This is a genomic window from Dactylosporangium sp. NPDC000244 (assembly GCF_040300725.1).
GTDB lineage: Bacteria > Actinomycetota > Actinomycetes > Mycobacteriales > Micromonosporaceae > Dactylosporangium.
In genome coordinates this window covers 150,533-166,666 of sequence record NZ_JBEPEH010000027.1, presented here as the reverse complement: position 1 = coordinate 166,666, position 16,134 = coordinate 150,533, and the positions used below count along the sequence as shown (strand labels likewise).

Here is a 16,134-nt window from a genome sequence, read left to right as displayed (position 1 = left end):
TGCGCCTCGGCGTGCGCTACGACGAAACCGTCCATACCACCCACCGCACCCAAGCCCACAAACAGGCCGCATGAGGTTGACAGAGGATGTCTCACTGGGTCACCTCGCGCAGGTCGCGCAGGATCTCCGAGGCCGTCACCGCGTCGAGCGCGCCGAACGGCAGCCCCCGGCGGCGGTCCCAGCTCGCGCTGCCCTCGGTCAGGATGTAGGCGGCGCCGAGCGTCTGGTTCTCGAACTCGGTGACCAGGCCGACGATGATGCCCGGGTCGAGGTCGAGCATCAGCGTCGCGCCGCCCGGCAGGTCGCGCTCCATGGCCGGCTGGACGCCCGCGTCCTGCGGGGCCGCGCGCCGCCAGCCGCGCCGCTCCAGGCCGAGCACCGTGGTGGTGGGGACCTTGAGCCCCGCCTGCCGCCGCAGCTGCGTCGCCTGCCGCTCCTCCTCCGTCAGCGCCTGGATGTCGCGGGAGAGTTGCTCGAAGGGCTGCAGGATCTCGTAGTCGGCGAACACCTCGCCCCAGGCGGCAAGGTCCTCGCCGAGGTCCAGCGGGTGCGCGACCCCGATCACGGCCCCGTCGGGGATCGCGGCGGGCTCGTCGCCGGCCCCGGCGAGCGTGCGGTCCTCGGCCACCCGCAGGCTCACCAGCACCGCACCCTCGGCCTGCCCCGGCGCCGCGGCACCATACGCGGCCCACACCAGGCGCCGCGCCACGTGCCACACGAGGGGGTGCTCGACGATGAACTGCTGGAACTCCGCCGGCGTCCACCGCCGGCGCAGCACCATCGCGCGCTCGAAGCGGCGGATCTGGTCGGCCGCGACGGTCCGCACGTCCTTCTTGAGCGCGGCGAACCGGGCCGCGGCCGCCGGCGCGAGCTGCGGGTCGTCCTTGGCGCCGGGCTTGGGCAGGTCCTTGCGGCGCTTGCCGTCCTCGCCCGCCACGTAGGGCTTGAGCTGCTCGTCGAAGCCCACCACGAACCGCCGCGGCCCGTAGTCGAGCACGAGCGTCCCGTTCGGGTCGAGGCCGAAGTCGGGCACCAGCCGGTCCGCGAGCTGCTCCGGCGAGAGGCCGAGGGCGTCGGCGACCTCGGCGATCTTCTCCTGCGCCCGCTCCTTCAGGCCGCGGAACTTCACCTTCTCCGCGATGCCGTGCAGGTGCATGAGCGCCACGTCGGAGCCGATCTCGGCGAGCACGTCGAGGCCGGCGACCGCGCGGGCATGGCCGCCCTCGCCGGGCCAGGCGCGGATCAGCGGCGCGAGCCGGCGCACGGTCTCGTCGTCGCCGAGGAACCCGAGCGCGTCGAGCACCCACGACTCCTTCGACGGGAACCCGGCGAGCTGCCAGCGCTGGAACAGCGACCAGGCGAACTCGGCGAGCGACTCGGCCGTGCACGTCCGGGTGACGACCGCCAGCCCCCCATACGGCTCGCCGAGGCGCGACATCGCCAGGATCGTCAGCACCGAGCCGGCGGCCGGGGCGGGCAGGCTGCCCGAGCCGTCGGCGAGCTCGATCGGCGTCAGCAGCGCGGGATCGGCCCACTCCGGCACCGCGGGCACCTTCGCCGGCAGCAGGTGCAGCGGGTCGGTCTCCAGCAGCGCCGCGATCCCCTCGGCGGCGGCCGGCCCGTAGTGCCCGGCCGCGGCCCGGATCGCGTCGGCGTGCCCCTCGCCGGCGAGGTAGTGCAGCGCCCGCTCCGCGTATCGCCGGGCGGTGCCCGCCTTGCCCAGCGCCGCCGGGACCAGTTCGCGCGCCGCGGCAGCCGGGTGCCGGCGCAGCCAGGCCGCCGCCGTGGGCCGCACCGACTTGAGCCGCCCGAACCACTCGGCCATCAGCGGCCCGACCGCCGGCCCGGTGAACGGCTGCAGCACCTGGACCATGGCCGCCGCGGCCGATGACGCTCCCGCGAGCGCGACCGGATACATCGCGGGCCCGTAGCGGGCGACCAGGCCCCGCAGCCAGTGCTCCGCGTTCCAGAACTCGCGCGGCCGCCACTGTTCCAGCAGCGGCAGCGTCAGGGCGTCCGGCGCCACCAGGAAGAACCCGGGCTCGTCGTAGGGGCGCGCCCGTCCCGTGCGAACCTCCTCGGCGAGGCGCTCGTAGTCGCGCCGGCCGTATGAGCGGTAGCCCTGCCCGGCCTTCTGCCAGGCCTCCTGCTCGCCCGCGACCCACTCCAGGGTCACGGGATCGGTGCACTGCAGCCCCGCGACCACGATCGGCTTGCGGGGCTTGCCGCCGGCGCTCCACGGCGGCGCGGCCAGCAGCGGCGGGACGGACTCGGCGGGGGCCTCGTGCACGGAGTCGAGCCGCGTGGTGATCGCGGTGATCCGGCGCGCGGCGACCTCGGGCAGCGTCGCGGCGACCTCGTCGGCCTCCGCCCGGTGCCGCACGACCTGCGTGCGCAGGAGCTCGCCGAGCACCACGCCGCGGGAGCCGGTCCAGGCCGCGGTGGCGAGCAGGCGGACGGCCCGGCGCGGGAAGCGGTCCGCGGCCTCGGTCAGGGCGAGGGATCCGGCCTTGGAGTCGGATCGTTCGAGCAGCGCGAGGAAGGCCTCGTCGGACGGCACCGCCGAGATCAGCGCCAGCAGCATGCGCAGGCCGTCGCCCCAGGATCCGTAGGTCGTCAGCAGGTCGAGGTAGACCGGCAGCCCGTCCGCGCCGAGGCCCTCGGCGACCGTGTAGAGGTGCTCCGGCGATCCCACGAGGTGGCTGGGCACGTAGCCGGTGAACAGCGTCCGCAGCCGGTCGGGCTTGGTGACGCAGGCGGTGAGCAGCAGCTTGGGCCACTCGTGCCCCTGCCGTCCCGTCAGCGCGCCCAAGTCACGGTTGACCCAGCCGTCCTCGGTCGCGACGAGGAAGGAGGCGACGGCGGCCTGATGCCACGCCAGCTCGCCGGCGCGCAGCTCGGCGAGGGCCGCCACCGCCGCCGCGAACTCCTCCTCGGGCGCCGCCGCGGCCGCGGCCCGGAGCCGGTGCAACAGCAGCGTCACGCCGTCGGCGTAGAAGTGCTGCGGGACGTCGTTGCGGCCGTATCGGGTGATCGGCGCAGGGCCGGCGTCCTGCCCGTAGCGCTGCTCGCGCTCGGCGATGAAGCGCAGCTCGACCAGCTCGACGGCGGCGCTGAGCGCGAACGCCAGCCCGCGCTCGCTGATCCACTGGTCGGCGATGGCCCGGCTCGTCTTCGCGTCGGTCTTCGGCTGCGGCCCGACCGCGAACACGGCGACGGCGGCGGCGCCGAGCGGTGTGCTGCCCGGCTCGCCGTCGAGATGGGCGAGGCCGGCCGCGGAAATGTCCGGCGGCGTTCTGGCGTGGGTGAGGCTCTCGCGGATGTCGGCCCGGCCCTGGGTGGCCTTGGCGACGACGGCCGCGGCGCCGGGTTCGGGCGCATACGGCACGGGCATCCCGCCCCGGCGCGGCAGCAGGTGCTTGCGCCACTCGGCCGGTGTGACGAACCGGTCCTCGCTCATCGCCTGTCGACCCCCTCGTGATCCGTCCCGACGGGCGACACACTAATGACCCCCACCGACATTTTTTCGCGGCGGTGCCCGCGACCTGCGGCAATGCGGATCCGGGCGGAGCGGTCCGACAAAGTCGCCAAATGGGGAAAATCGGATCCCGGGAAAAGTGTCGTACCGTCCTGTTACATCAGAGTCATGGGATTGCGGACCGTACGCGGGGTGAGCGTCGACGAGGCGCTACGGATGGTTCTCCTGTTGCCCGAGGTCGACCAGCGCCAGCACGGCAACCACCTCGGGTTCCGGATCCGGGACAAGGCGTTCGCGTACCTGTGCGCCGACGACCTGACCATGCTCGTGAAGGCGACCCGGGAGGAGCAGGCCGCGCTCGTGGAGGACGACCCGCGGGCGTACAAGAAGGCCCGCGCGTCCGGGCGGATCGGCTGGGTCCAGGTGCGGCTGCGCAAGGCCCACGAGGACGAGCTCGCCGACCTGATCACGGAGGCGTGGCGGATGACGGCGCCACGGCTCATCGTGGCGCGCGCCGACCTTCCGCTCTGCTGAACCCGCAGCCGCGGCCCTGAGCCGGTTCAGGTGGCGGAGACGATGGTCGTGATCAGGCCGGCGGCCAGAGCGGTGAGCAGGACGGCGGCCAGGGCGATGCGCCAGGTGAGGCGGATGGCCGCGCCGGCGTGAGCGGCGGTGTGCTTCATCCGCCGAGGGAAGCACGGCGGCCTGACGTCCGGCTGTGGTGAACCTGAAGTGCACCGATGGGAGCACTCAGATCCCCCGCGGGGCTGCCGAATCCGGCGGCGTGGACGTTCGGGTGCTCGGCACGATCGAGATCATCGACCCCGCGGACGCGGGCGCGCGGCGGCTGACCGGCGAGGATCTGCCCCGCCGGGCCCGGCAGGTGCTCGGGGTGCTCGCGGCGCGGCACGACCGGGTGCAGTCCAAGGACGCGCTCGCCGACGCGGTCTGGGGCGAGGAGCTGCCCGGCAACCACGCGGCGGCACTGGAGCACTACGTGTCGGTGCTGCGGCGGGCGCTGCAGCCCGGGGTGCCGACGTCGCGGTCGTTCATCGTGACGCGGGCGGGCGGATACGTGTTCGCCACCGACCGCGCCCGGCTGGACCTGGCCGAGCTGCGGGCGGCGGCGCGCACGGCCGAGGCCGAGCCGGACCGGACGGACGTGCGCGAGGAGATCGTGCGGCTCGCGCGGGATCTGCCGTTCGCCGAGGACGAGTACGCGGACTGGGCGGCCCCGGCCCGGGGCGAGGTCCGGGCCGCGCTCGTCGGGGCGCTGCTCGACCTGGCCGAACGGGGCGTCGACGGCGACCCCGGGCGGGCGCTGCGGCTGGGGCGGCAGGCGCTGGAGCTCGACCCCTATGCCGAGCGGGGCTACCGCGCGGTGATGCGGGCCGTGGCCGGGCAGGGGCGAAAGGACGAGGTGCTGCGATGGTACGAGCGGTGCGTCCGCGCGCTGACGGATGAGCTCGGGATCGCGCCCGCCGCCGCCACCACCGAGCTGCGGGACGCGCTCGTCGCCACGCTGGAGGGCGGGCCGCCGGCGTTCGACCGGCGGCGAGGGGACCGGCGGCGGGCGCCCCGCGACGCGACGGTGGCGCATGTACGGGAGCCGGCCGGGGATGGGCCGAGCGGGTTCGTCGGGCGCGTCGCCGAGCTCGAGGCGCTCGCGGCCGGGCCCGATGTCGTGCACGTCGCCGGGCCTGCCGGGGCCGGGAAGTCGGCGCTGCTCGGGCGGTTGCGGGAGCTGTACCCGGACGTGGTCGGGCTCGGGCGGGGCCCCGGGCCGGGCGGGGCGCTGCGGCTGGGGTGGCTGCGCACGGTGCTGCACCAGCTCGGGGCGCCCGCCGACGCGGTGCTCGACGCGGCCATGGCCGAGCGGCGCCACCTGCTGCCCGGCGAGCTCGACGAGATCGCCGGGCGGCTGCCGCGCGGAACCGTGCGGGCGGTCGTCGCCATCGACGACGCCGAGCACCTCGACGCCGACTCCGTCGCCGAGCTGCGGTGGCTGCGGGAGCGCGGGGTGCGGGTCGTGGTGTCGTACCGCTACCCGTCCGCGATCGCCGAGCGGCCGCTCGGGGCCCTCGACGCCGACCTCGTGCTGCGGCTGGCGCCGTTGACGGCGGCTGACCTGCCCTCCGACGTGCTCGAGGCCAGCGGGGGCATCCCGGGCCTGGTCACGGCGGCGCGGGAGCTCGGGCCGCAGCTGAGCGGCGAGGTCGCCATGCACCTGGCCCGGCAGCGGACCCGGTGGATGCCGCCGGCGGCGTGGGAGATCCTCCGGCTCACCGCGGCGCTCGGGTCGCTGCGGGTCGAGCAGGTGGCCGCGGCCGGCGGGCTGGAGCTCGACGACGTGCTCGGGGCCGTCGACCAGCTGGTGCACGCGCACCTGCTCGTCGAGGGGCCCGGCGGCCACGTCCGGCATCGCAGCGGGCTGGTGCGGACGGCGGTGGCCGCGCAGGTCTCCGCCGCCCGGGGCCAGCACCTGCGCGCCCGGCTGGCCTGAGCGGCGCAGCACCTGCGCGCCCGACTGGCCTGAACGGCGCAGCACCTGCGCGCCCGACTGGCCTGAACGGCGCAGCACCTGCGCGCCCGGCTGGCCTGAGCGGCGCAGCACCTGCGCGCCCGGCCGGCCTGCGCGCCCGGCCGGCCCCGTACAGTCGGGCTCGTGAGTCCGATCGAGCGATTCGGAGCGGCTACTCCGGACGCCAACCGGCCGATGCGGGCCGACGCCCGCCGGAACCGGGCTCGGGTGCTCGAGGCCGCCGAGTCCGTGTTCGCGGCCGAGGGCGTGGGAGCCCCCACCGAGGCGGTCGCGCGGCGGGCGGGCGTCGGCATCGGTACCGTCTTCCGGCACTTCCCCACCAAGGAAGCGCTGCTCGAGGCGGTGCTCGTCGAGCGGATGCGCACCCTGGCCGAGCACGCGCGGCGGGCGGCCGAGGACGACGACCCGCAAGCCGCGCTGTTCGGGTTCCTCGAGCACGTCGTGGAGCAGAGCGCCACGAAGCACGCGTTCGCCGACGCGCTCTCCGGGGCCGGGGTCGACGTCACCGAGGTCGTCCGGGACGTGCGCGCGGCGCTGCTCGCCGCCGTCGACGCGCTGGTCGCCCGGGCCCGCGCGGCCGGGGCGGTGCGGGCGGACGTCGGGGGCGCCGCGGTGGTCGCGGTGCTGGTCGGGGCCTCGCATGCGGCCATGTGGGCCCCGGACGAGCCGACGCGCGCCACCGCGATCAGGGTCATCCTGGACGGGCTGCGCAACGCGCCGTGACGCGGGAAATGCCGTGGCCCCCGCACGCAGGACGGCGCACAATCGGGTTCGATATGGAGTACCAGCAGTTAGTCAAGATCAGTAAGCGGATGTCCAAGGCACTCCGCCATGAGCCCGCACGGGTCGGGCTGACGCTCGACGCCGCCGGGTGGGTGCCCGTCGCCGAGTTCCTCGCCGCGATGCGCATCGATCGGGCCACCCTCGACGAGGTGGTCGACGGCAACGACAAGCAGCGCTTCGCCGTGGCCGTGGGCGAGGACGGCGTCGAACGCATCCGGGCCAACCAGGGGCACTCGGTCCCCGTCGAGCTGGGGCTGGCCGAGGCGGAACCGCCCGAAGTGCTGTTTCACGGTACCGGTGCCGCCGCCCTGGTCTCGATCCAGGCGACCGGACTCAACCGGGGCGGGCGTCACCACGTGCACCTGTCACCCGACACCGCGACCGCGCGCCGGGTCGGGGCCCGCCGCGGGGGCGCCATCGTGATCCTCACGGTGCTCGCCGGCGAGATGGCCCGGGCCGGGCACGTCTTCTACCGGTCGGACAACGGGGTGTGGCTGACGGACACGGTGCCGTCCGAATTCATCCGGACCGGCTGAGCAGCCGCTCCAGCAGCGCCGCCAGCGGCATCGACTCGCCGTCGCGCGCCCCCTCGCCCACGATGAGGCGCGGCGGCTGCGGGGTCGGGTCGGCCCCCACGAGCAGCGCCTTCGCCGACGACGGGACGAGCAGCGAGTAGTACTCCCCGTCCTGCGCGATCGCGATGGTGCGGGCGGGATTGAGGTACCACCCCCGCAGCGACGTGCGGTAGGACCGCCCGCTGTAGGAGCGCGCCCGCAGCGGCTCCGGCGCCGGGCCCGACGCGCGCGCGGCGGCCACGAACCCGGCGATCATGGCCCTGGCCTGCTCGGCCTCGGCCTCACGGCGGCGCTCGAGCTCGGCCCCGTGATGGGCCACCGCCCGCGCCCTCTGTTCCCGCCAATCGTCGGTCACGGCGAAACCCTATCCGGTCGCAGATCACACTCAGCGACCGCGCCACCGAGGGCCCCCGAGGCGTTTGGGATGCTAGAGGCGCCGCCTGCATTGCCTGAGTGAGGAGCACCCCGTGACCGCGACCTTCGATGATGAGGACGTGACCGGCTTCGGCGAGCTCGGGCTACGCGACGAGCTGCTCAAAGCGCTGGCCGGCCTCGGGTACGAGGAGCCGACCCCGATCCAGCGCGAGGCCATCCCGCCCATGCTCGCCGGAAGGGACCTGCTCGGCCAGGCCGCGACCGGCACGGGCAAGACCGCCGCGTTCGCCCTGCCGCTGCTGCAGCGCCTGCCCTCGCCCGGGGGCGACAACCCGTCCGCGCTGATCCTGGTGCCCACCCGCGAGCTGGCGGTCCAGGTGTCGGAGGCCATCCATCGGTACGGTCGCGACCTGGGCGTCCGCGTCCTGCCCATCTACGGCGGGCAGCCCATCGGCCGCCAGCTGCGCTCGCTCGAGTTCGGCGTCGACGTCGTGGTCGCGACCCCGGGCCGGGCGCTGGACCACATCGGCCGCGGCACGCTGCGCCTGCACGACCTGCACGTCGTGGTGCTCGACGAGGCCGACGAGATGCTCGACATGGGCTTCGCCGAGGACATCGAGGCGATTCTGGCCGAGACGCCCGAGGACCGGCAGACCGTGCTGTTCTCGGCCACGATGCCGCCGCGGATCGACGGGCTGGCCGCGAGCCACCTCAACGACCCGGTGCGCATCCAGATCGGCCGGGAGCCGACCCCCGCGGGTGAGGCGCCGCTCGTGCGCCAGGTGGCATATGTCGTACCGCGGGCGCACAAGCCGGCCGCCCTCGGACGCGTCCTGGACGTCGAGGCGCCCGGGGCGGCGATCGTCTTCTGCCGCACCCGCGACGAGGTCGACCAGCTGACGGAGACGCTCAACGGCCGCGGCTACCGGGCCGAGGCCCTGCACGGCGGCATGGGCCAGGAGCAGCGCGACCGCGTGATGGCCCGGCTGCGCAACGGCACCGCCGACCTGCTCGTGGCCACCGACGTCGCGGCCCGCGGGCTCGACGTGGAGCACCTCACGCACGTGGTGAACTACGACGTGCCGTCGGCGCCGGAGTCGTACGTGCACCGCATCGGCCGCGTCGGGCGCGCAGGCCGCGAGGGCGTCGCCATCACCCTCGCCGAGCCGCGCGAGCACCGGATGCTCAAGACGATCGAGCGCGTCACGAAGCAGCGCATCACGATCGAGAAGGTCCCGTCGGTCGCCGACCTGCGCGCCCGTCGCATGGAGCTCACCCGCGCCGCCCTGCACGAGAGCCTCATCGCCGACAACGGCCTCGAGCGCTTCCGGGTGATCGTGGAGTCCCTCGCCGAGGAGTTCGACCCGATGGAGATCGCGCTCGCCGCGATCAAGCTCGCCCACGAGTCGACCGCCGTCGGGGAGAACGACGAGGAGGAGATCCCGGACGTCACGCTGCGTCAGCCGCGGGAGTCTTCGCGTGACGAGCGCTCGAACCCCAACCGGCGGGTCAGCGTGCGCGACTCCGACGGCCGCGGCCGGGGCCGCGACACCGGCGGCCGGCGCGCCCCGACGGGCGGGATGACCCGCCTGTTCGTGGGTGCGGGCCGCGCGGCGGGCATCCGGCCGCAGGACCTGGTCGGCGCGATCACCGGCGAGTCGAGCCTGACCGGCCGCGACGTCGGGGCGATCGAGATCGCGGACCGCTTCTCCCTCGTGGAGGTCCCGGACGGCGCGGTCGACGAGGTCATCGACACCCTGCGGCGCACCACGCTGAAGGGCCGCCGCCCGGTCGTCCGCCGGGAGCGCCACCGAGCGTCCTGACCGGGGCCACTACCGCGACCCGGCGGCGTTGAGCGCCGCGGCGATGGGTTCGAGCGCGGCGACGAGCTCGTCGCGCTCGCCCGGCTCAAGGCCGGCAAGGGCCGCCGCGGCGAGATCGTCGGTGATCGCCTCGATCCGCGCCTTGGTCTCGCGGCCTTCGTCGCTGAGCCAGCCGTCGGCGCCGATGAGGCCGCGCTCGCGCATGCCGTCCACGACCGCGGCCAGCTGCCGGGCCGGCAGGTGGTGGACCCGGCCGAACTGCTCGGCGGGCATGCCCTCGGACAGGGCGTGCAGCACGTGGGCCTCCGTCCCGCCGATCCCGGCCGCGACCAGGGCGGCGATGTGACCGTCGCCGCGGTGCTCGCGCAGGAGGGTGGCCGCGTGCCAGAGCCGGGCGAAGGGCTCCTCGGGCACGGGCAGCGTGCGCAGGGCGGCGTACAGGACCCGCCCGTGCGTCGGGGCGTTCGTCGCCGCCTTGGTGGCCAGGTCGGCGGCGCGCTCGAGCGTGGGGGTGTCGCCGAGGATCCGGCGCAGCGCCGCGGCACAGCCCTGCTCGCGGGCGGCGATCGCCTGCTCGGGGGTGGTGATGTCCCAGATGTGGGGGATGTGACGGGCGACCTCGCCGGGGGCGAAGTTGTAGAAGACGGCGTCGACCACGGCGGCCGGCACCCGGCCCAGCGGGGCGGCGCGCCCGGCGAAGTAGGCGTCCCAGGTGTTGCGGAGGCCGAGCGCCAGGAGGGCCTGGTCCGGCTCGTCGGCGAAGTAGGTGACCAGGTGGATCGGCTCGACGAGCGCGTGCAGGTGGCGGGCGGTGGCGGCGGGCGCGGAAACCGTGGACTGCATCCGGATCATCTCCTGTGTTCGAGGTCCTGTGGGGCTGTTCGACCCTGCTACGAACAGCCCGGACCCGATCCGACAGCCCCGCCGAGACTTTTTTGGCGAGGTCGTTCAGGCACCGCTTCCCGCGCGACGGCCGCCTTACGAGCACAAGCGAAAAGCGAAGAGCGACAAACCATCAGGCCGCGAGCCTGACGTAAGCCGCAGCCTGCGGGCTACAGCTCCAGTGGCAGCTGCACGCCGTCCGGCAGGGTCAGCGTCAGGTCGGCCGCTGGGGTGGGGGCCGTGAACGACACGGTCTCGTCCGCCGTGGCGCCCGGCCGCAGGTCGAGTGCCGCCGGCTCCACGCCCAGGCGGGTCAGCGGCCGGCCGTCCGCCAGCACGTCGAAGCCCGTCAGGTGCTCGGTCGCCCGGCCCGTGTTCGTGAAGCGCACCGTGACCGACAGCTGCGCCCGGCCGAGCAGGTCCACGCTCGTGACGATCGCCGGGCGGGCCGCCGCGGCCGGGGCCGGTGGGGTGTCGACGGCCGCGGCCGAGGACGGTGCGAGCAGGCCTAAGGCGCCGCCCACCGCGATCCCGGCCGCCGCCGCCACCGAGACCGCCCGGATCGCGTCGCGTGCCAGGCCCATCGTCGCCCCCAAGTCGTCTGTGAGGGGCACAGCAGAACACGGCGGGCTGAGGTCCCGGTGTGGTGCGACTGAGGTGCGGGTTCAGGCCGTCAACCGGCCGGACGGTTTCTTGTCCTGCGCCGTCGGGCCCCACGACTCCAGCACCACGTCGGCCCCCAGCGACTCCTCGACCGTGCGGACCCAGTCGGTGACCGGCGCGTACCGGGGCTCGGCCGTGAGGAGGGACTGGGTCATCGCGGCCTGGCGGTCGAGGTCCCCGGGCTCGCCGACCCGCAGGAAGCTCGAGTCGCGGTACTCGGGGCAGTAGCGGCCGACGTCGAGGTCCAGGTGGGTCAGGACCAGGCCGTCCACGCCGCCGGCGGCCTCCAGGGCGTAGCGGTGCAGGGGGACGTCGAAGTAGCCCACGCGGAAGGGGCCCTGCCAGTCGTTCGTCGGGTTGTTCGGGTCGGTGATGCCCGGAATGTCCCCCGTCGGCAGGGGGCCGGCGCCGTGGCGCGTGGTCATCGTTCGCAGGACGCCCAGCCGGAAGACCGGCGCGTCGGGCAGCAGCGCGAAGGCGTTCGCGAACGTGGTCGTGCTCCACGTCGTGTACGGGTGGAAGCCGTGCCACTCGTCCAGCAGCACGCCCTGGGCGCCCTCGAAGACGCACGAGCCCGTCGGGCGGAAGCCGTCCACCAGCGTGACCGTCGAGGCGAAGCCCGAGAACGCCGGCAGGCAGGCCTCGACCGGCGGGCCGCCGGCCCCGAGGCGGTCCCGCAGCTGGGCCAGCTTGCGGCGCAGCACGGACGGGGACGCGCAGTCGCCGGCCCGCGGGGCGTCGTCGGGGTACCGCAGCGCGTACTCCATCGTCGCCCCCACCCCCATCCCGCACGACCCGTGCCGGTCCGCCCCGCGCGCCAGCTCGGCCGAGCGGTTCGCCGCGCGGTGGTAGGGCGTCGCGATCAGCGCCGAGCGGTCGACGGTCAGGCGCTGCCAGATGTCCGTCACGCCGAGCGAAACCAGGCCACAGGCCTCAGTGACGAGCGCGAGGGGGTCGACGACCATGAAGCGGGACAGGTGCGTGCGGACCCCGGGCCGCAGCGAGCCGGAGCCGAACTGGGCGAACGTGTGCTTGCGCCCGTCGGCGAGCACGACCGTGTGCGCCGCCTGTGCGCCCCCGTTGAACCGCACGACGGTGTCGATGTCGCGGGTCGCGCACAGGTAGTCCACGGTCGTGCCCTTGCCGCAGTCGCCGAACCCGAGGTCCACGACGATGTAGTGCATGGCGGTGGCTACAGCCGCTCGACGCTGACCGGGCCGGCCAGGTCCGCCGGGCCGGAGCCGTGCGCGAGCGGGGCGCGGTCGCCGCCGATGCGGGCCAGCGCCTTGCCGACCGTCCCGACTGTCGATGCCGAGGCCGAGCCGACCTCGCCCAGGTCCGCGAGGCCCTCGTCGAGGTCGATGCGGTCCTCGCCGAGGCCGATGGTCAGCGCGATGGTCTCGCACACCGCGTCGAGGTCGTCGAGCGCGATGACGTTCTGGCCGAGCAGGTCGCGCCAGAAGTCGAGGATCGCGGTGTTGCCCGCGTAGGAGGAGCCCGCCGGCAGGATGTAGTAGGTGTCGTACTTGCGCTGGACCTCGTCCACGATGGCACGCAGCGCGATCGCCTCGCCGAGCCGGTCGCCGATGACGGCGCGGACCTCGTTGGGCTTGACCTTCGGGTAGGCCTGCTCGTCGCCGATGATGAAGAGGTACCCGCGCTTGTTCCGCTTCTCGAGGCAGTCGATCGAGGTGTGGCGGGACATGAAGTACATCGCGAGCTCGTACGACTCCGTCATCTGGCCCCCGCCGCCGCCCTCGAGCACGAAACGGCCGAGGTCCTCGTCGAGGCGGTTGTCCGACTCGAACTGGCCCATCTGCAGCGGCACCCGGTCGCAGGTGGCGTCGCCGATGGCGCCGAAGAGGATCTGCGGGTCGGTCACGTAGCCCTTGCGCAGCAGCAGGCCGAGCAGCTGCGGGAGCTTCTGCTGCAGCACCCGCGGCACCGAGCCCATCGAGCCGGTGACGTCGAAGAGCACGGCGATCGCGACCGAGTCGGGGTGCTCGTCGGAGTCGCGGCTCTCCCGCGTGCCGACGCCCTTCGGGTCGAGGGCGGTGTGGACGCGGCGCGCCCCGGAGTCGCTGTAGGCGAAGGCGCTCGCGCCCGTGGCCCGTCGGTAGCGGTCGGCGGCGTCGTAGACGTCGGTCGACCAGGTTCCGCTTCCCATGAAGGTCTCCTAAAGCGTGAAGGGACGGAATGTGCGCGGCCCGTACAACCGGTGCAGCAGCTCGTCGAACTCGCCGAGCAGCTTCCAGGCGTCGTCGGGGCGCTGGCGGGTGGAGCTCAGCCGGCAGCCGTCGGCGAACCGGCGCAGCGGCTTCGGTGCGCGGTCGCCCATGAGGCCGGCCATCACACCGGCGGCCATGTGGATGTCGGTGCCGGGACCCGGGGTACCGCGGGACAGCACCTCCGGCGGGTAGTCGTCGCGGTGCCCGGGCACGATCGCGGCGATGTGCTGCGCGGGGTCGCTCGCGCTGTAGCACCAGTCGACGAGCACCACGCCGTGCTCGTCGGGCTCGATGAGCACGTGCTGCGGGACGATCGCCCCGTGCACGACCCCCGCCCGGTGCGCGAGGCCGAGCGCGACGAGCAGGCGGCGCCACATCCAGGCGGCATCGCGGGGGTCCAGGCCGTCGGGCCGTTTCCGCCGTACCTCCTGCAGACTGTGCAGCCGCGACGCCGACGTGGCGATGACGTTCGCGCGCCGCGTCTGCCCCGAGTCGGACCGGTGCCGGAAGGTCTCCACGAGCCGGGGCACGTACGGCAGGTACCGCGGATCCCCGTGCTCGGCCATCCGGCGCAGGGCCGCCGCCTCGCGGGCCATGAGGTCGTTGCAGGACGGGTCCCGGACGAGCTTCAGGTGGCCCTCGGGGATGCGGTACAGGTTGGCCAGGTCGCCGCGGTGGTCGAGGACGTCGGTGGGGTACGTGCCCCGGGCCGTGCGGATCACGCCCCGGTTGCGCCAGAGCTCGGACAGCCGCGCGAACGCCCGGGTGCCCTTCGGCCCCACGGCGTCGGGATGCACGAGCTTGGCCAGGATTCGGTACCGCCGGTGCCCGTCGTCGCCGCCGAAGAGCTCCGCGGCCGTCGAACGCTCGATGAGCGCGATGGCCTCGTCGGTGTTCACCGCAGCGTCTCCTCCCGGCTCGGCATCAGCAGCGCGGGGTGCAGGAGCTGGGCGTCGCCGGCGCGGTACAGCTTGGCGCGGGGCCCCCCTCGAGCCCCGCCCCGCTCGGTCGTGGCCCCGGTGCTCTCGACGAACCCGGGCACCGACAGCACCTTGCGATGGAAGTTCCCGGCGTGCAGCGGCTCGCCCCACACCGTCTCGTACACGGCCCGCAGCTCCGCGATCGTGAACTCCTCGCCCACGAACCGGGTCGCCAGCGGCGAGTACTCCAGCTTCGAGCGCGCCCGTTCGAGCCCGTCGGCGAGCACGCCGGTGTGGTCGAAGGCGAGCGCCTCCGGCCGGTCGTCCATCGCGATCCAGGCCGCCTCCCGCGCGTCGCTGCCGGACACCGGGTCGGGCAGGTGCGGGGCGAAGGCGAGGTACGCCACCGAGAACACGCGCATCCGCGGGTCCCGGTCCGGCGCGCCGTAGGTGCCGAGCTGCTCCAGGTGCAGCCGCCGGTTGGCGGTCGCGACCCCGGTCTCCTCGGCCAGCTCGCGGGCCGCGGCGGTGGGCAGGTCCTCCCACTCCCCCACGAACCCGCCGGGCAGCGCCCACCTGTCCTTGTCGGGCGGGCAGGCCCGGCGCACGAGCAGCACGTGCAGCCGCCCGTCGCGGATCGTGAACGCCACGACGTCGACGGTGACCGCGACCGGCGGATACCGCCGCGGGTCGTAGTTGGCCAGGAACTCGGCCTCTTCATCAGCCACGTCGCGTAGTCCTTCTCAGCTGGAGTCTTTCTCAACTTGAGTCTTACTCGATCTGAGAACAACCATAGGCCCACCCCGGCGAGCGCGCAACGCCGTTTTTTCTGTCGCCCGCCGGACACCCGAGCACCCCGCCGATCGTCGATGCTTGATCGGTGATCGGTGATCGGGATCGAGACGGCGTTGATTCAGCTCGGCCGGCTCGTGGTCCGCCCCGCGGTCACCCGCTGGCTCGGCGAACGGCGCAAGCGGGCCGAGCGAGAGCTCCCCCTCGCCGAGCTGATCAACCGCCGGGTGACCGACGAGTTCGCCCGCCGCAAGGTCGAGCGCGAGATCGAGACGATGGTCGACGCGGTCGCCGAGCGCCTGCAGCCGCTGCTCGCCACCCGGTTCGCGGGCGTGCCGGACCACGAGCGCGACGCCGCGCTTGCGAAGGCGACCCGCAGATCAGAAGGCACGACCGGGCCGCCGATTCAAACTCGTACGCCGCGCAGGGCTTGACCCGCAGATTAAGAGCCCCCTTGGATCGTCCTCGTCCGTCCGCGTGCGTCCTGTTAGAGCTGGCTTTCGGCCGCTTGCGCGGGATTGGAATGCTCTCTGTCCAGGCCGAGAGGGGCCCGTCCTGCGGCGTCCGAGCACCCGTGGAGCACCCGGTGTCGGCGCGCCGCGTCAGGTTTGCGCGTTGAGTAGGGCGGCGCGCCATGTTGCGAACCGGGCACGCAGCGCGGCCAGTGCCGGGCCATGCATGCCGTATTCGGCGAAGTCGTCGTCGAGCACCTTGGCCTGCCCGATCGCGTCGGCGAAGAGGCGGCGGTCGAAGCCGCTGTCCGCACGCTCCGCGAACCGTAGCAGCGTCTCGTGGTCGTAGCGGCCGGACTCGAGCGCGGCGTCAATGTCGATGAAGTCGCGGGCGAAGGCGCGGCCGTACAGTGCGGCCATCTTGTTCGCGATGGCGTCGTCGGGGTGCAGTACCGCGCCGATCGCCATGACGACTGGTTCGTTGGCGCGCCAGTCGACGCCCAGCTCGACCTTTGAGGTGTATTGTGCGTCGGTCACGGTGAGGCGGGCGAAGCGTGCCCTCGCCGATCGTCTGTGCCCAGCGTCGGGCCGCGCCACATTGACCCGTCATGAACTGTCCCG

15 protein-coding genes and 1 pseudogene are annotated in these 16,134 nt (G+C 74.1%); 6 read left to right on the top strand and 10 right to left on the bottom strand.

What is annotated here, in order from left to right:
• Nucleotides 1-91 precede the first annotated feature (91 nt).
• The gene (locus tag ABT369_RS34940; RefSeq protein ID WP_350618541.1) at nt 92-3,460 is read right to left on the bottom strand and encodes a DUF4132 domain-containing protein; all 3,369 of its coding nucleotides are present in this window, start codon (nt 3,458-3,460) and stop codon (nt 92-94) included.
• Between the two features lie 186 nt (nt 3,461-3,646).
• Here ABT369_RS34940 and ABT369_RS34935 point away from each other — a divergent pair, with 186 nt between their 5' ends.
• Nucleotides 3,647-4,012, top strand: a complete 366-nt coding sequence (locus tag ABT369_RS34935; RefSeq protein ID WP_350618539.1) for an MmcQ/YjbR family DNA-binding protein — start codon at nt 3,647-3,649, stop codon at nt 4,010-4,012.
• A gap of 26 nt (nt 4,013-4,038) precedes the next feature.
• Here ABT369_RS34935 and ABT369_RS34930 read toward each other — a convergent pair whose 3' ends face one another.
• Complete coding sequence (locus ABT369_RS34930) at nt 4,039-4,161, bottom strand: hypothetical protein (RefSeq protein ID WP_350618537.1); 123 nt, start codon at nt 4,159-4,161, stop codon at nt 4,039-4,041.
• A gap of 101 nt (nt 4,162-4,262) precedes the next feature.
• On the opposite strand from ABT369_RS34930, the gene ABT369_RS34925 reads away from it, so the two are divergent.
• The 3 genes from ABT369_RS34925 (at nt 4,263) to ABT369_RS34915 (ending at nt 7,339) form a co-directional block, all read left to right on the top strand.
• Nucleotides 4,263-5,981 carry an AfsR/SARP family transcriptional regulator gene (locus ABT369_RS34925; protein ID WP_350618535.1) on the top strand — a complete coding sequence of 573 codons (1,719 nt, stop codon included), beginning with the start codon at nt 4,263-4,265 and terminating at the stop codon, nt 5,979-5,981.
• 162 nt (nt 5,982-6,143) lie between these two features.
• On the top strand, nt 6,144-6,743 hold the full coding sequence (locus ABT369_RS34920) for a TetR/AcrR family transcriptional regulator (RefSeq protein WP_350618533.1): 600 nt from the start codon (nt 6,144-6,146) through the stop codon (nt 6,741-6,743).
• A gap of 53 nt (nt 6,744-6,796) precedes the next feature.
• Entirely contained in the window at nt 6,797-7,339 is a 543-nt protein-coding gene (locus ABT369_RS34915) for an RNA 2'-phosphotransferase (protein WP_350618531.1), read from the top strand.
• On the opposite strand, the gene ABT369_RS34910 is transcribed toward ABT369_RS34915, so the two are convergent.
• Nucleotides 7,323-7,733: a hypothetical protein gene (locus ABT369_RS34910; protein ID WP_350618529.1), complete on the bottom strand. Its 411-nt coding sequence runs from the start codon at nt 7,731-7,733 to the stop codon at nt 7,323-7,325. The genes ABT369_RS34915 and ABT369_RS34910 overlap by 17 nt on opposite strands.
• A 94-nt stretch (nt 7,734-7,827) precedes the next feature.
• On the opposite strand from ABT369_RS34910, the gene ABT369_RS34905 reads away from it, so the two are divergent.
• Complete coding sequence (locus ABT369_RS34905; RefSeq protein ID WP_502891854.1) at nt 7,828-9,576, top strand: DEAD/DEAH box helicase; 1,749 nt, start codon at nt 7,828-7,830, stop codon at nt 9,574-9,576.
• Between the two features lie 9 nt (nt 9,577-9,585).
• Here the strand turns inward: ABT369_RS34905 and ABT369_RS34900 are convergent, their stop codons facing one another.
• The 6 genes from ABT369_RS34900 to ABT369_RS34875 form a co-directional block, all read right to left on the bottom strand.
• Entirely contained in the window at nt 9,586-10,419 is an 834-nt protein-coding gene (locus tag ABT369_RS34900; protein ID WP_350618525.1) for an SCO6745 family protein, read from the bottom strand.
• Nucleotides 10,420-10,628: 209 nt separating this feature from the next.
• Nucleotides 10,629-11,042 (bottom strand): hypothetical protein, encoded by a 414-nt coding sequence (locus tag ABT369_RS34895; protein ID WP_350618523.1) that lies wholly within the window; start codon nt 11,040-11,042, stop codon nt 10,629-10,631.
• Between the two features lie 81 nt (nt 11,043-11,123).
• The gene (locus ABT369_RS34890; protein ID WP_350618521.1) at nt 11,124-12,305 is read right to left on the bottom strand and encodes an adenylosuccinate synthetase; all 1,182 of its coding nucleotides are present in this window, start codon (nt 12,303-12,305) and stop codon (nt 11,124-11,126) included.
• Between the two features lie 8 nt (nt 12,306-12,313).
• A complete protein-coding gene (locus ABT369_RS34885; RefSeq protein ID WP_350618519.1) occupies nt 12,314-13,288 on the bottom strand; it encodes a hypothetical protein in 975 nt (324 codons plus the stop codon).
• 9 nt (nt 13,289-13,297) lie between these two features.
• Nucleotides 13,298-14,248, bottom strand: coding sequence for a serine/threonine-protein kinase (locus ABT369_RS34880; protein WP_350618517.1), 951 nt, complete (start codon nt 14,246-14,248; stop codon nt 13,298-13,300).
• Nucleotides 14,245-14,997, bottom strand: coding sequence for an NUDIX hydrolase (locus ABT369_RS34875; protein ID WP_350618515.1), 753 nt, complete (start codon nt 14,995-14,997; stop codon nt 14,245-14,247). The genes ABT369_RS34880 and ABT369_RS34875 overlap by 4 nt, the downstream gene beginning before the upstream one ends.
• A 159-nt stretch (nt 14,998-15,156) precedes the next feature.
• Between ABT369_RS34875 and ABT369_RS34870 the strand changes: the two genes are divergently transcribed.
• A complete protein-coding gene (locus ABT369_RS34870) occupies nt 15,157-15,495 on the top strand; it encodes an NACHT N-terminal Helical domain 1-containing protein (RefSeq protein ID WP_350618513.1) in 339 nt (112 codons plus the stop codon).
• 168 nt (nt 15,496-15,663) lie between these two features.
• Here ABT369_RS34870 and ABT369_RS34865 read toward each other — a convergent pair.
• A pseudogene (locus ABT369_RS34865) lies at nt 15,664-16,065 on the bottom strand (nucleotidyl transferase AbiEii/AbiGii toxin family protein); the annotation flags it as partial.
• Nucleotides 16,066-16,134 lie beyond the last annotated feature (69 nt).

Bases quoted from the DNA above. Each gene is read 5' to 3' on its own strand.
- ABT369_RS34915 (WP_350618531.1), top strand. From the start codon at position 6,797: ATGGAGTACCAGCAGTTAGTCAAGATCAGTAAGCGGATGTCCAAGGCA.
- ABT369_RS34935 (WP_350618539.1), top strand. From the start codon at position 3,647: ATGGGATTGCGGACCGTACGCGGGGTGAGCGTCGACGAGGCGCTACGG.
- ABT369_RS34895 (WP_350618523.1), bottom strand. From the start codon at position 11,042: ATGGGCCTGGCACGCGACGCGATCCGGGCGGTCTCGGTGGCGGCGGCG.
- ABT369_RS34940 (WP_350618541.1), bottom strand. From the start codon at position 3,460: ATGAGCGAGGACCGGTTCGTCACACCGGCCGAGTGGCGCAAGCACCTG.
- ABT369_RS34890 (WP_350618521.1), bottom strand. From the start codon at position 12,305: ATGCACTACATCGTCGTGGACCTCGGGTTCGGCGACTGCGGCAAGGGC.
- ABT369_RS34885 (WP_350618519.1), bottom strand. From the start codon at position 13,288: ATGGGAAGCGGAACCTGGTCGACCGACGTCTACGACGCCGCCGACCGC.
- ABT369_RS34930 (WP_350618537.1), bottom strand. From the start codon at position 4,161: ATGAAGCACACCGCCGCTCACGCCGGCGCGGCCATCCGCCTCACCTGG.
- ABT369_RS34900 (WP_350618525.1), bottom strand. From the start codon at position 10,419: ATGCAGTCCACGGTTTCCGCGCCCGCCGCCACCGCCCGCCACCTGCAC.